Genomic DNA, 14,742 nt, shown 5'->3' on the forward strand with positions numbered 1-14,742 from the left:
AATGGAATCTCAAATAAAAAAAATACACCAACAATTGGTGTCAAAACAAATAACTTGTACTGCTTTGGTACAAGAAAAATTAGACTTACTGAAACAAAATACATACAAATCCGTAAATTCTTTGTTAGATACTTTGGCTTTGGAATTAGCTGCCAAGGTGGATGCTAAAATTGCAAAGGGTGAAACCATAGGTTTGTTGGAAGGAATTCCTTTTGGAATCAAAGATGTATATATGTTGCAAGGAACTTACACTACGGCAAGTTCTGATTTGTTGAAAAATTATAAATCACCTTACACTGCTACTGCAATTCAAAAATTATTGGATGCAGGAGCTATTCCATTAGTAAAAGAAAACTGCGATAGTTTTGGTCACGGTTCATCGAGTGAAAATACCATTTTTGGAGCTGTAAAAAATGCTGTCAACCCAGAATTAGTTGCTGGAGGTTCAAGTGGTGGATCTGCGGTTAACGTTGCAAAAGAATATACTGTTTTTTCTATTGGTGGAGATACGGGAGGTTCAGTTCGTCAGCCTGCTGGGTACAACCATATTTACGGTTTGAAACCAACTTACGGAAGAATTTCCAGATATGGTCTTATGGCTTATGCGTCCTCTACGGATTGTGTTGGTCCATTGGCTAAATCGGTTGAAGATATCCGAATTGTACTGAATGTAATGAGTGGGAAAGATCCAAAAGATCAAACTTCAATCGCATCAACAGAAATTAGTGAAGAGGTAATTGCAACTTCAACTATAAAAAAAGTAGGGTATTTTAAAAACTTTATTGAAAGCGATGCGATCGATGCCCAAATAAAAGCTGATTTTTTAGCAAGCATTGAAAAATTAAAAGCCAAAGGAATTGAAGTAAAAGAATTAGATTTTTTCAAATCCGATATTTTGGTTTCGACATATTATACATTAGCAATGGCAGAAACGGCTTCTAATTTATCTCGTCTCGACGGAACAAATTATGGAAATCGTATTGAAGCTGAAAATTTAATTGAAACTTATGCAGTGACGCGTTCTGAAAACTTTTCAGAAGAAACAAAACGCAGGATTGTAGGAGGAAACCAAGTGCTGTCACAAGGTTTTTCAGATGAAATATATTTAAAGGGATTGGCTTTGAGAGATCAGATTTCTGAAAACTTCAGTAAAGATTTTGAAGAGGTGGATATTATTTTATCTCCGGTTACTCCAAGCACTCCGCCTAAAATTGGAGACAGTTTAAAAGATCCTTTGGCTATGTATTTGTCGGATGCTTATACGGTTGGATTTAGTTTAGGACAATTGCCTACTTTAACAGTACCACAAGGAACAAGTACTGGACTGCAAATTACTGCAGCGAAAAATAATGATGAATTAGTATTGAAGTTTGCTAACTTCTTAAAAGAATTGATATAATGGAATTGGAACAATTAACTGCGGCGATAAAAGCCCACGATTTAGAATTGGTAATTGGACTGGAAACTCACGTTCGATTGAATACCAAAACCAAGTTGTTTTGTTCTTGTCCAAATCAAGAAATAGAAACACCTAACGAAAATATATGTTCGGTTTGTACTGGACAAATGGGCGTTTTGCCTGCCTTGAATAAAGAAGCAATTACAAAAGCGATTTATTTTGGAAAAGCGGTGGATTCATCATTCAGTAATGAAGTGATATCTTGGGATAGAAAGCATTACGAATATCCGGATAATCCAAAAAATATTCAGATAACGCAATATCACAACCCGATAATTCCTGACGGACACGTTTCTTGTTACCGAAATGACGGTTCGCAATTTACTGTAAATTTAACTCAGGTTCATATTGAAGAGGATGCTGCGAAATTGATGCACGAAAAGAAGATTTCGTTAGTCGATTTTAACAAAGCAGGTGTTCCGTTGATTGAAATTGTTACGGAACCTTGTATCAGAAATATTGAAGATGCTTCGACCTACGCACAATATATTCAGCGTATTGTTCAAAACTTAGGAATCTCTGAAGCGAATCTTGAAAAAGGAGAATTTAAATCGGATGTTTCTGTGTCTTTGCGTAAAAAACACAGTTATGATTTAAACCCAAGAACGGAAATCAAAAACTTGAACTCGTTTAAGTTTATGGTTGAAGCTTTGAAAGAAGAAGTTGAAAAACAGTTCAATTATTTTATAGAGCACAAAGAATTTAGACCTGACCAAACGACTGTGTTATGGGATGCTGATTTAAAGCAGACCAAAGTGATGCGTAAAAAAGAATTTGAAGCGGATTATCGTTTTATTTCTGAGCCGGATTTGCCTTTTGTAAATATTAAAGCTGAAATTGAAGCCATTAAAGTAGACACAAGTGCTTTGCCTTATGCTGTTGAATCTATTTTAATTAACGGTGGCGTTTTGCCACAAGATGCTAAATTTTTCACCGCAGATAAATTGCGTTCGCAAACATTTGTAGAAATAAATAACGAAATTAAAGACCCTTCGTTTGTTGCCAAGACTTTGGCAAATAATATAAAAGCTGAAGACTACGCTGATATCCATAGCATTGCTCATTTGACGGAAATTTTTCAATTATTTAAAGCCGAAAAAATCACGGCAGTTTTAGTTCAAAATGCGATTGTTGGTTATTTAAAAGATAGAACTTTTGACTATAACAAGTATTTTGAAGAGAACACAATTTCTGAGGATAAAATCCAAGAAGTTATTGCTAAAGTACTTTTGGAAAATGAGGCTGTAGCCAATGATATTAAAGCGGGTGACCAAGGGAAAGCAGGTATTTTAGTTGGAAAGGTTTTAGGTGTTATCGGAAAAGGTGCTAATGGAAAAGTAATTCGTCAAATTATTTTAGATAAATTAGGTGCTGCTGCTGTTTTAGAAAATAAAGAAGCGGCTGAAAAAGTTTCCAAAGAAACAGTTGTAGAGAATAAAGAGGCTCAAGAAGAATCGCTTCCTGAAATTCCTATTATTATAAAAGATACTTATAGAACGCATAAAATTTCACAATTATCAGAGGAGAATATCAAAGAAGAAGTGATGTTGTCGGGCTGGGTTGCAAGTGTGCGTGATCACGGGGAATTAATGTTTATTGATTTGCGTGATTCAAGTTATGAAATTTTTCAAGTACGAATCAGCAGAGAATCATTTTCTAATATCGATGAGTTAGTGAAATTAAAACCAGAGTCTGTAATTTCGGTAAAAGGTATTGTAGTAGGACGTAATGAAGATGATTATAATGCAGGTTTGCGTACAGGTAAAATTGAATTGGAAACTTCAGTTTTAGAAATTTTAAACTTGTCTAAAACATTGCCTTTTGAAATTAAGAGAGCGGCTAAAACAAACGAAGCAATCCGTTTTCAATACAAGTTCTTGGATCATAGAAATGATGAGGTAAGAAGGGCAATCGTGAATCGTCATAAAGTAATTAAACTATTGCGTGACATTTTAGATGAAGAAGAGTTTTTAGAAATTGAAACTCCGATTTTAAGTGCAGGAACTGATGAAGGAGCACGTGAATTTATTGTTCCGACACGTAAGGGTTCTGGTATGTTTTATACTTTGCCACAAGCTCCTCAACAGTTCAAACAAATGTTGATGGTGAGCGGTTATGAAAAGTATTTCCAAATTGCGCGTTGTTTTAGAGATGAGGATTCTCGTGGAGATCGTCAGCCGGAATTTACGCAATTGGATATGGAAATAGCCTACGCAAGTATGCAGCAGATTATAGATTTAAACACAAAAATGTTTAATGAAGTAGTTAAAAAAATATACGGCAACAAGTGGATTTTGCGTCCGTTTGAAGTGATTACCTATAAAGATGCGATGGATTTTTATGGTTGTGACCGACCAGATTTGCGTTATGGATTGAAAATGCAGGATATTACCAATATTGTAAAAGACACGACTTTCCAAGTATTCAGCAAACCTATTGAAGATGGCGGAATTGTAAAATGTATCAAAGTTTCGGCTAAAGAGCAAGGAAACAAGCGTATGTCTAAAGGCCAGATCGAAAACCTTACCGCTATTGCTCAACAGCACGGCTTAGGTGGATTGGCTTATATTATTGTAAATGAAGATGAACTACAGTCGCCGATTATCAAGTTCTTAGGTGAAAATATTGCGGCAGGAATCATAAAAGCAACTGACGCACAAGTGGGAGATATAGTGTTCTTCTCAGCGGCGGATTATGCAACGGCCAACAAAGCTTTGGATGCTGTCCGTCAAGAATTGGGCAGAATGTTGCACTTGATTAATCCGAAGGAATTATGTCCGGCGTGGGTTGTTGATTTTCCAATGTTTGAAAGAACAGATGAGGGAAGATGGACTTTTACGCACAATCCGTTCTCAATGCCTGCGATTTACGATTTAGAAAAGCATATGAAAGGCGATGACAATGAAATTGGAACTATCATTGCTCAACAATACGATATTATTTTGAACGGTTACGAAATTGGTGGAGGATCAGTTCGTGCACATAAATCAGAAATTCTGGAAGCGACTTATAGAAATATGGGTTACAATAAAGAAGAAATGATTAAAAGTGTTGGAACGATGTACAAGGCTTTTCAATACGGCGCACCGCCACACGGTGGAATTGCTTGGGGAATTGACCGTTTGATGATGATTTTGGAGAAAAAAGCATCCATTAGAGAAGTGATGGCTTTCCCGAAAACGGGATCCAGCGAAGATTTATTATTTGGCGCACCATCTCTTTTGTCTGATAAAAAGGTGGAAGAAATGAATGTTCGAATCATGAGATAATAGATTAGATTTTATTATCTAAAACCATTTAAAAACGTCCTCGATTCGAGGGCGTTTTTTATTACAACAAACACGTAAAATGTTAATAACTTAACAACTTAAAACCGGATTTTAATCATTAAATCCTATATGGTTTCATATATTTGCGTGTTATACGAAAAATACATTTTTAGATTAAAAAATATGAGCGAAGAAATCAAGAAGGACAATTATTCAGCAGATAGTATTCAGGCATTGGAAGGAATGGAGCACGTAAGAATGCGTCCTTCGATGTATATTGGAGATGTAGGTGTTCGAGGACTGCATCATTTAGTTTATGAAGTGGTGGATAACTCAATCGATGAGGCAATGGGAGGTCATTGTGACACGATTAGAGTTGATATAAATGAAGATGGTTCTATTTCGGTAGAAGATAATGGACGTGGAATTCCGGTTGGGATTCACAAGAAAGAAGGTGTTTCCGCATTGGAGGTTGTAATGACGAAAATTGGTGCCGGAGGTAAATTCGACAAAGATTCGTATAAAGTTTCTGGAGGTCTTCACGGTGTTGGGGTTTCGGTGGTAAACGCGTTGTCAAACCATTTGAGAGCGACCGTTCACAGCAGTGACGGGAAAATATACGAACAGGAATACGAAAAAGGAAAAGCCCTTTATCCTGTAAAGCAAATAGGGGAAACGACCAAGAGAGGTACGATTGTAACTTTTTATCCAGACCCGTCTATTTTTACCCAGTCAATTGAGTATTCTTATGATACTTTGTCGGCTCGTATGCGTGAATTGTCTTTCCTTAACAAAGGAATCACGATCACTTTTACCGATAAAAGAGAATTGGACAAAGACGGAAATTTTGTTTCTGAAATCTTCCATTCTGACGAAGGTTTGAAAGAGTATATTCGCTATTTGGATGGAAATCGTGAGCCAATTATTGCACACGTTATTTCAATGGATTCCGAAAAAGGAGAAATCCCTGTTGAGGTTGCCTTGATTTACAATACCAGTTATACAGAGAATATTTTTTCTTATGTAAACAACATCAACACTCACGAGGGAGGGACCCACTTGCAAGGTTTTAGAACGGGTCTTACCAGAGCGTTGAAGAAATATGCAGATGCTTCGGGAATGTTGGACAAATTGAAGTTCGAGATTGCTGGAGATGATTTCCGTGAAGGACTTACGGCCATTATTTCGGTAAAAGTGGCAGAACCTCAATTTGAGGGTCAAACCAAAACTAAATTAGGAAACAGGGAAGTTGTTTCGCCGGTAAGTCAAGCGGTAAGCGAAATGATCGAGAATTATTTGGAAGAAAATCCAAATGATGCTAGAGTTATAGTTCAAAAAGTGATTTTGGCCGCACAAGCCCGTCACGCTGCCAAGAAAGCTCGTGAAATGGTACAACGCAAAACCGTAATGGGTGGCGGTGGATTGCCAGGAAAATTATCCGATTGTTCAGAACAAGATCCTGCGAAATGTGAAGTATATCTTGTCGAGGGAGATTCGGCGGGTGGAACGGCAAAACAAGGTCGTGACCGTGCTTTTCAGGCGATTTTACCTTTGCGTGGTAAGATTTTGAACGTGGAAAAAGCGATGCACCACAAAGTTTTCGAAAACGAAGAGATTAGAAATATTTTTACCGCACTTGGAGTAACTGTTGGAACTGAAGAGGATAGTAAAGCCTTGAATATTTCAAAATTACGTTACCACAAAGTAATCATTATGTGTGATGCCGATGTCGATGGTAGTCACATTTCTACCTTGATTTTGACGTTTTTCTTCCGTTTCATGAAAGAACTTATAGAAGAAGGACACGTGTATATTGCTGCACCGCCTTTGTATTTAGTAAAAAAAGGAAACAAAAAAGAATATGCTTGGACGGATGATCAACGCGATCAAGCCAATGCAAGAATGGGTGGAAGTGCCGCTATCCAACGTTATAAAGGTCTTGGAGAGATGAATGCGGAGCAATTGTGGGAAACTACAATGGATCCTTCTTTTAGGACATTACGCCAGGTAAATATTGACAGCCTTGCCGAAGCAGATAGAGTTTTCTCTATGTTGATGGGAGACGAAGTGCCGCCAAGAAGAGAATTTATAGAGAAAAATGCTGTTTATGCAAATATTGATGCATAATTAAGTTTTTATAAAAATTAATAAATAAACATTAAAAAAGATCAAAATGAAAGTTACAGTTGTAGGAGCAGGAAACGTAGGAGCATCTTGTGCAGATTCAATTTCTTATAGAGGAATTGCAAGTGAAGTAGTATTGTTGGATATTAGAGAAGGCTTTGCTGAAGGTAAAGCAATGGATATTATGCAATGTGCCACTAATACAGGTTTTAATACTAGAGTTTCTGGTGTTACCAATGATTATTCGAAAACAGCCAATAGTGATGTAGTGGTAATTACATCTGGGATTCCAAGAAAACCAGGAATGACTCGTGAAGAGTTGATTGGTATCAATGCTGGAATTGTAAAATCGGTTGCAGATAATGTATTGGCACATTCTCCAAACGCAATTATCGTTGTGGTTTCAAACCCTATGGATACAATGACTTATTTGACATTGAAAGCTACAGGTTTGCCAAAAAACAGAATCATTGGTATGGGTGGAGCATTGGATAGTTCACGTTTTAGATATTATTTGTCACAAGCATTGGATAAGCCATCAAATGATGTTTCTGCAATGGTTATTGGCGGTCACGGTGATACTACCATGATTCCTTTGACAAGATTGGCTTCTTACAACGGAATTCCAGTTTCTGAATTTTTATCGGAAGAAGAATTGGCTAAAGTAGCTGCTGCAACAATGGTTGGTGGAGCTACATTGACAGGTTTGTTGGGAACATCTGCTTGGTATGCGCCAGGAGCTTCCGTAGCTTATTTGGTGGACAGTATCTTGAATGACCAAAAGAAAATGATTGCATGTTCAGTTTTTGTTGAAGGTGAATACGGTCAAAACGATATTTGTATCGGGGTGCCTTGTATTATTGGTAAAAATGGAGTGGAGCAAATCGTTGATATTGCATTGAACGATGCTGAAAAAGCAGCTTTCGCCAAAAGTGCCGATGCAGTTAGAAACATGAATGCTGATTTAAAATCAGTGTTGGCATAATAATATTTGGGTAAAAATGAAAAGACTGCACTTTTTGCAGTCTTTTTTTTGATATTAATCAATAAATATATTGGTTAATCTTTACGTTAATTATATATTTGCTCGGTTTATAAAAAAAGAGGTAGTTATAACTGTTTTGTTTTTGAAACGAAGTAGTGATAACTGGTTCTTTTGTAATCGTTTAAACAAAAAAATACAATAAATAATTAATTTTTAGTAATAATGCAGAATAAAGGACTTATTAAATTTTTCGCAATTCTATTTGCATTGGTAAGTATTTACCAACTTTCGTTCACTTTTGTTTCCAATAAAGTAAAAAGTGATGCAAAATCTTTTGCGAATGGAAACCCAGATAAAGAATTAAAATATTTGGACTCCATAGGTAAAGAAAATGTTTTCAATCTTGGATTTACCAATTTTACTTTCAATGAAGTAAAAGACAAACAAATCAACAAAGGTCTTGACTTGGAAGGTGGTATCAACGTGATACTTCAAATCTCGGTTAAAGACGTTTTGAAAGGATTATCCAATAATTCTAAAAATCCGGTTTTTAATAAATCTTTGGCTGATGCCACTGCAAATCAAAAAGGAAATCAAACTTATATTGATGCTTTCTTCGAAGCTTTCGAAGCGAATTCCAAGGGAACAGTAAAACTGGCTTCGCCTGATATTTTTGCCAATAGAACTTTGCAAGGTGAAGGTGGAATTGATTTTCAAATGACCGATGATCAAGCTAAAAAAGTAATCAGAAAAAAAGTTGACGAATCAGTTGATAGTGCTTTTGGAGTATTGAGAGAGCGTATTGACAAGTTCGGCGTAACTCAACCCAACATTCAAAAATTGGGAGAAACAGGAAGAATTCTTGTGGAACTTCCAGGTGCAAAAGATGTTGACAGGATTAAAAGATTATTGCAAAGTACAGCTCAATTGGAGTTCTGGGAAACTTATAAAATTGATGAAATAGGTAATTTCTTGATGGCTGCAAACGAGGCATTGAAAAAAACCGAAATCAACAAAGTTGAGACTAAAACTGCTCCAAAAGATTCAATAAGTGCTTTATTGGCAACTGGAAAAGATTCAGCTACAACTAAAAAAGGAAACGATCCTATATTAGACAAAATTATCGGACAAGGTGGAGGTCCAGTTTTGGGATTATTTGCACCAAAAGACACTGCCGCTGTTGGAGGTTATTTAAGAAGAGCAGACATCAGAATTTTATTGTCGGCTGACCAACATTATGCAAAATTTGTTTGGGGTAAACCATCAACTATCAAAGATGCAAAAGGAAAAGACATTGAAGCAGTAGAATTATATGCTTTGAAAGGAAATCGTGATAATATAGCCGCGATGAGCGGTGGAGTTGTTACGGATGCCAGCGATACATTTGACCAATCAGGGAAACCAGCGGTTTCGATGCAAATGAGCGGTAAAGGAGCGAAAATCTGGGAAGAATTAACAGGTAAGGCATATACTCAAAAAAGCAATATTGCCATTGTTTTGGATAATGTGGTATATTCTGCACCAGGTGTTTCTAGCGGTCCAATTTCAGGAGGAAGATCAGAAATCTCGGGAACTTTCCAAATTTCGGAAACTAAAGATTTAGCCAATGTTCTTAGGGCAGGTAAGCTTCCTGCTGCTGCAGATATTATTCAATCTGAGGTAGTTGGGCCATCCTTGGGTCAAGAGGCTATTGACAACGGTACTAATTCAGCTCTTTTAGGATTGCTTATCGTATCACTTTGGATGATGGTTTATTATGGAAAAGCAGGTTGGTATGCAAATATTGCATTGGCAGTCAATTTATTGTTCTTGTTTGGAATCTTGGCAAGTATTGGTGCTGTTCTTACATTGCCAGGTATTGCCGGTATCGTTTTGACAATGGGGACTGCCGTGGATGCGAATATTATTATCTACGAAAGAGCAAAAGAGGAATTGCGTTCCGGTAAAACATTGCAAGAGGCGATTAGCGCTTCATACAGTTGGAAAGGGGCGATGCGTTCCATCGTAGATGCGAATGTTACTCACGTTTTAACTGGTGCCGTGTTGTTTATTTTTGGTTCAGGACCAATTAAAGGTTTTGCAACTACCTTGTTAATTGGTATAGTTACCTCTTTGTTTACTTCTATTTTTATTGCAAGAATATTTTTGGATTGGAGTGCTGCCAAAAGTGATAAACTATCATTTGTTACAGGATTCTCTAAAAACTTCTTTACCAATTTCCATTTTGATTTCTTGGGAGTTAAGAAATGGACTTATGCATTTTCAGCAATTGTAACTGTTGTGAGTATTTATTCATTAGTAACAAATGGTTTGGATCAAGGAGTTGATTTTGTTGGAGGAAGAACTTTTCAAGTGCGTTTCGAAAAACCAGTTGAAGTAGAAACAATAAAAGCAGAATTGGTTAAAGTATTCGATGGTAGTGCTGAAGTTAAAGTTTTTGGTAACGACAACCAATTAAAAATTACCACTAAATATAAAGTTCAGGAACACGGGACTAAAGCGGATGAAGAAGTAAACAAGTTATTGTATGATAATTTGAAACAACATTATTCTGCTGGATTGACTTATGATAAATTTGTTAATGCATACGATGGTAAAACATTGGGTGTTTTGCAAGCTTCTAAAGTAGGACCAACACTTGCAGAGGATATCAAAACCAATGCGTATTGGGCTGTACTTGGAGCAATGCTTATTGTAGGTTTGTATTTGATAATCAGTTTTAGAAAATGGCAATACAGTTTAGGTGCCATTGCAGCTATTGCGCACGACGTTATTTTTGTATTGGGTATTTACTCTTTGTGTTACAAATTTATGCCATTTGGAATGGAAATTGACCAACACTTTATCGCTGCGATTCTTACTGTAATTGGATACTCCATGAATGATACCGTAATTGTATTTGACAGGGTTCGTGAGTATTTAGGAGGAAAAACCAAAGGAAATTTCAATAGTATTGTAAACCAATCCATCAACAGTACAATGTCTAGAACCATTAATACATCGTTGACGATGATTCTGGTATTGCTGATTATGTTTGTTTTTGGTGGTGAATCTATCCGTGGATTTATCTTTGCCATGTTGATTGGTATCGTAGTAGGAACTTATTCTTCATTATTTATTGCAACTCCTGTTTTGTGTGATACTATTTCAGAAGAGGAACATAAAAGAATTGAGCAAGAGCACAATGCTTAATCAAATCATATTTTAAATAATTGTAAAAGACCCGATTTATCGGGTCTTTTTTATTTTATCCCCATTTTTATGGGGTGACTTCCTTTAAGTTGACAATAATTTTGCAATTAGTTTTATGGAATTGTCAATTTTCATATATTTACTTAATATTGCGATAAGTTTCCCCAAATTTTAAAGCAACTAAAAAAAACTAAAATGATGGAAAAATTACACAAGTCATTCTCCTTTTTATTTTTGATTGCTACTTTATCGATTACAGGTGTTTTCGCTAAAAACAGTATTGGTAGTAATGCAAAAGTGAGTCTTGCCACTGCTCCACCAATTGTTTATTCACCAGTTATTTATTGGCAAAATTGTTCAAAACCATTAACGGCAATTCCTTCAGCGGGTGGAACCTTGAATTGGTATCTTACAAATTTACCTGCAGAAATCTCAACTCCTATAGCTCCAACACCGATTACAACTACAATTGGATCAACAGTAACTTATTATGTTACTCAAACTATTGGTGGTGTTGAAAGTTCTCCTCGGACTCCAATTGTTGTTAATGTTGCTGCCGATAATGGAGCGACTATTCTTAATCCCAGATGTGATCCTTCACAAATCCCAACATATTCTCTAGATTATACTCCTCCAGCTACAGTTAATAATTCAGTTATGTTTGATTGGTCAAACAATATCTTAATTTCAAATACATATAATTTTACTTATTCTATTCAAGGCGGGCCTGTAGTAGTAGGAACTACAGGAACATCACATTGGTTAGTTCCGAATATGTTGCCAGGTCAATCAGCTACATTAATATTGTCATCTGCATCTCATCCTTGTGTGCCATCGCAAACCATAATTTGTAGTGTTCCTTGTGGTTCTTCAACTGTAACTCCTACATTTAATCCAATCCTTCCTTTTTGTGCAGGAACTCCGGCTCCATCCTTGCCAGCAACGTCGATTGAAGGTATCACGGGAACTTGGTCTCCGGCAACAATTAGTAATACGGCCAGCGGGAATTATGTATTTACACCAGATCCAATAGCATACCCTTGTGCTTTGCCAAAAACTGTATCGGTTACCGTTACGCCATTGGTGGCTCCAACATTTTCGGGTATTCCAGCTGTTGTTTGTCAAGGAGCTCCAGCGCCTGTTTTGCCTTTGATTTCTTCCAATGCAACACCGATAACTGGAACTTGGAGTCCTTTTCCTGTCAATACAGCTACATTGGGAACGACTGTTTATACTTTTACTCCGACTCCTGGTCAGCCATGTGTTTCGGCTACCTTGACCACCACTTCAATAAGAATTGACCCAGTCTTGACACCAACTTTTGCTCCAGTAGGGCCTATTTGTACAGGAACTACTTTGTCGGCTTTGCCTACTACATCTACCAATGGAATTACGGGTACTTGGTCACCAGCCTTGAATAACACGGCAACGACTACCTATACTTTTACCCCAACTGCGGGACAATGTGCCACCACGACTACCATAACGATTACCGTGAATCCCAATGTTGTGCCAACTTTTGCTCCAGTAGGACCTATTTGTTCGGGAGCTGCTTTGCCACCTTTGCCTACTGTTTCCACTAATGGAATCAACGGTACTTGGTCTCCGGCAACAATTAATAATACGGCTACCACGACCTATACTTTTACACCGTCTGCCGGGCAATGTGCTACAAACACTACTATGACAATCGTTGTAAACCCGCTTATTGATCCTAATTTCACGGATTTATCAATCTGTTCCGGAAGCACACCTCCCAATTTGGATCTTGTTTCGCCAAATGGAATCACGGGAACTTGGTCACCATCAAGTATTGATAACACGACCAGTGGTGCTTATGTATTTACTCCAGATGCACCACAATGCGCCACGATAAAAACTATTAATGTTACCGTAAATCCATCCAATACTCTTCAGACTTTAGCTTGGGCAGTTACCGATGCCTTTACCAAAAATCAAATAGTTACCATTACGGCCACAGCAGCCGGTAATTATTTATACCAACTGGATTCTGGTCCATTTCAGACAAGTCCTGTTTTTGAAAACGTGGCTTCTGGAATGCATTCCATCACGGTTAAGGACGTAAATGGTTGCAGCACTCCCTTGACGGAAAACGATATTCTAATTATTGGTTACCCAAAGTATTTTACCCCAAATGGAGATGCCTATAATGATACTTGGAATATTTTTGAGTTGAAAGATCAATTGGCTACGAAGATTTATATTTTTGATCGATATGGCAAACTCTTGAAAGACATCAGTCCAACAGGGGCAGGCTGGGATGGAACTTATATAGGTCAGCCAATGCCCGCATCAGATTATTGGTTTACGGTTGAATATGAAGAGCAGGGAATCGTCAAAAAATACAAATCGCACTTTTCTTTAAAGAGATAAAAACAAAAAAGCTTCCCAATCAGGAAGCTTTTTTTTATGAAATTTTAATGTTTTAAGAGACTTATATTTTAACAGGTTTTTCGGCGGTAAAAACAAAATACAATCCTATCAAGATAAAAGGGATGCTAAGCCATTGTCCTGTAGAGAACAATCCCAATGCGCTTTCAAAACCGCCTTGGCTTTCTTTTACATATTCCACGACAAAACGAACAGACCATAAAAGAACTAAAAATAAACCAAATAAATAACCGCTTTTTTCTCTTGCATTCGTTTTCCAATACAAGAAAAACAAGATGGCAAAAACAAAGATGTAGCAAACGGCTTCATACAACTGTGCAGGATGTTTAACGGGAACTTGTTGAAGTAGTCCTGCAAACTGTGGGTCATTTGCGATGGCATGATAGGCCTCTTTTGGATTTGCTATTTTGGTGTTGTTGACAGCTTCGTTAGGAGAGAAATAGTCTCTTATGAATTTTATTCCAAATGCCGAATCCGTTTCTTTTCCAACAATTTCCGAATTGAAAAAATTTCCCAATCTCACAAAAATAGCACCGCTGGCAACAGGAATGACGATTCGGTCCAAAATCCACATTTGGGGTCTTTTTAATATTTTTTTACTGTAATAATACATGGTGACAATAATGGATATTGCGGCACCGTGACTTGCCAGTCCTTGAAAACCGGTGAACTCAAAATGAGGTTCGAATCTAAAAGGCAAAAATATTTCCAATAAATGATTGCGGTAATATTCCCAATCATAAAACAATACATGGCCAAGTCGTGCTCCAATCAATGTGGCCAAAACAGTCCAAATGAACAAGGTGTCCAGTTTTTCCACAGATTCGTTTTCGCGTTCAAATATGTTTTTCATAATGTACCAACCCAATCCAAATGCGATTACAAACATCAGGCTGTAAAAACGTATTACAAAAAAACCTAAATTAATTCCTTCAGATGGATTCCAAACCATGTTTAAAGCGTGTGCCATATAGTAATGTTTTATAGTTGTAAAAATAAATATTTAAAGCAGAGTATGTCTTTATAAAAGGTTAATGTTTGTGCGAACATTCTTTTTCTGGTACGGGGTCATAACCGCTTTTTCCCCAAGGATGACAACTCAGGATTCTTTTAATTCCTAAATATCCGCCGTAAAACAAACCGTGTTTTTGCAAAGCTTCAATCATGTAACTCGAACAGGTGGGCTCGAATCTGCAAGTTGCAGGTGTAAATGGAGATAGGGCAGATTGGTAGAATCTGACCAACAGCACAAATGGATAAATGAGGATTTTTGACATCATTTTTTCAGGAGTTACAATTTG

Annotated in this window: 8 protein-coding genes; 6 read left to right on the plus strand and 2 right to left on the minus strand. The window is 37.0% G+C overall.

The genetic code is table 11. The annotated features are described in order from the left end of the window. Nucleotide 1 precedes the first annotated feature (1 nt). The 6 genes from BUC16_RS09680 to BUC16_RS09705 all read left to right on the plus strand — a co-directional run bounded on the left by BUC16_RS09680 (nucleotide 2) and on the right by BUC16_RS09705 (nucleotide 13,423). Complete coding sequence (locus tag BUC16_RS09680; protein ID WP_073370142.1) at nucleotides 2-1,399, plus strand: amidase; 1,398 nt, start codon at nucleotides 2-4, stop codon at nucleotides 1,397-1,399. Then, nucleotides 1,399-4,728 carry a bifunctional amidotransferase subunit GatB/aspartate--tRNA ligase AspS gene (gene gatB/aspS, locus BUC16_RS09685; protein WP_073370143.1) on the plus strand — a complete coding sequence of 1,110 codons (3,330 nt, stop codon included), beginning with the start codon at nucleotides 1,399-1,401 and terminating at the stop codon, nucleotides 4,726-4,728. Before BUC16_RS09680 ends, gatB/aspS begins: the two co-directional genes overlap by 1 nt. A 183-nt stretch (nucleotides 4,729-4,911) precedes the next feature. Further along, nucleotides 4,912-6,855 carry a DNA topoisomerase (ATP-hydrolyzing) subunit B gene (gyrB, locus tag BUC16_RS09690; protein WP_073370251.1) on the plus strand — a complete coding sequence of 648 codons (1,944 nt, stop codon included), beginning with the start codon at nucleotides 4,912-4,914 and terminating at the stop codon, nucleotides 6,853-6,855. A 46-nt stretch (nucleotides 6,856-6,901) separates the two neighbouring features. Beyond that, nucleotides 6,902-7,837, plus strand: a complete 936-nt coding sequence (gene mdh / locus BUC16_RS09695) for a malate dehydrogenase (RefSeq protein ID WP_073370145.1) — start codon at nucleotides 6,902-6,904, stop codon at nucleotides 7,835-7,837. 222 nt (nucleotides 7,838-8,059) lie between these two features. Continuing rightward, nucleotides 8,060-11,029 carry a protein translocase subunit SecDF gene (gene secDF, locus BUC16_RS09700; protein ID WP_073370146.1) on the plus strand — a complete coding sequence of 990 codons (2,970 nt, stop codon included), beginning with the start codon at nucleotides 8,060-8,062 and terminating at the stop codon, nucleotides 11,027-11,029. A 195-nt stretch (nucleotides 11,030-11,224) separates the two neighbouring features. Then, the gene (locus tag BUC16_RS09705; protein WP_073370148.1) at nucleotides 11,225-13,423 is read left to right on the plus strand and encodes a T9SS type B sorting domain-containing protein; all 2,199 of its coding nucleotides are present in this window, start codon (nucleotides 11,225-11,227) and stop codon (nucleotides 13,421-13,423) included. 61 nt (nucleotides 13,424-13,484) lie between these two features. On the opposite strand, the gene lgt is transcribed toward BUC16_RS09705, so the two are convergent. Beyond that, nucleotides 13,485-14,411, minus strand: a complete 927-nt coding sequence (gene lgt, locus BUC16_RS09710) for a prolipoprotein diacylglyceryl transferase (RefSeq protein ID WP_073370149.1) — start codon at nucleotides 14,409-14,411, stop codon at nucleotides 13,485-13,487. Nucleotides 14,412-14,472: 61 nt separating this feature from the next. Beyond that, entirely contained in the window at nucleotides 14,473-14,721 is a 249-nt protein-coding gene (gene yidD / locus BUC16_RS09715; protein ID WP_073370253.1) for a membrane protein insertion efficiency factor YidD, read from the minus strand. Nucleotides 14,722-14,742 lie beyond the last annotated feature (21 nt).

This window comes from Flavobacterium fluvii, assembly GCF_900129545.1.
In the GTDB taxonomy this organism is placed as follows: Bacteria; Bacteroidota; Bacteroidia; order Flavobacteriales; family Flavobacteriaceae; genus Flavobacterium; species Flavobacterium fluvii.

Excerpts from the sequence above, each read along its gene's own strand:
- BUC16_RS09680 (WP_073370142.1), top strand. The coding sequence starts at position 2 with ATGGAATCTCAAATAAAAAAAATACACCAACAATTGGTGTCAAAACAA.
- gatB/aspS (WP_073370143.1), top strand. The coding sequence starts at position 1,399 with ATGGAATTGGAACAATTAACTGCGGCGATAAAAGCCCACGATTTAGAA.
- gyrB (WP_073370251.1), top strand. The coding sequence starts at position 4,912 with ATGAGCGAAGAAATCAAGAAGGACAATTATTCAGCAGATAGTATTCAG.
- mdh (WP_073370145.1), top strand. The coding sequence starts at position 6,902 with ATGAAAGTTACAGTTGTAGGAGCAGGAAACGTAGGAGCATCTTGTGCA.
- secDF (WP_073370146.1), top strand. The coding sequence starts at position 8,060 with ATGCAGAATAAAGGACTTATTAAATTTTTCGCAATTCTATTTGCATTG.
- BUC16_RS09705 (WP_073370148.1), top strand. The coding sequence starts at position 11,225 with ATGATGGAAAAATTACACAAGTCATTCTCCTTTTTATTTTTGATTGCT.
- lgt (WP_073370149.1), bottom strand. The coding sequence starts at position 14,411 with ATGGCACACGCTTTAAACATGGTTTGGAATCCATCTGAAGGAATTAAT.
- yidD (WP_073370253.1), bottom strand. The coding sequence starts at position 14,721 with ATGATGTCAAAAATCCTCATTTATCCATTTGTGCTGTTGGTCAGATTC.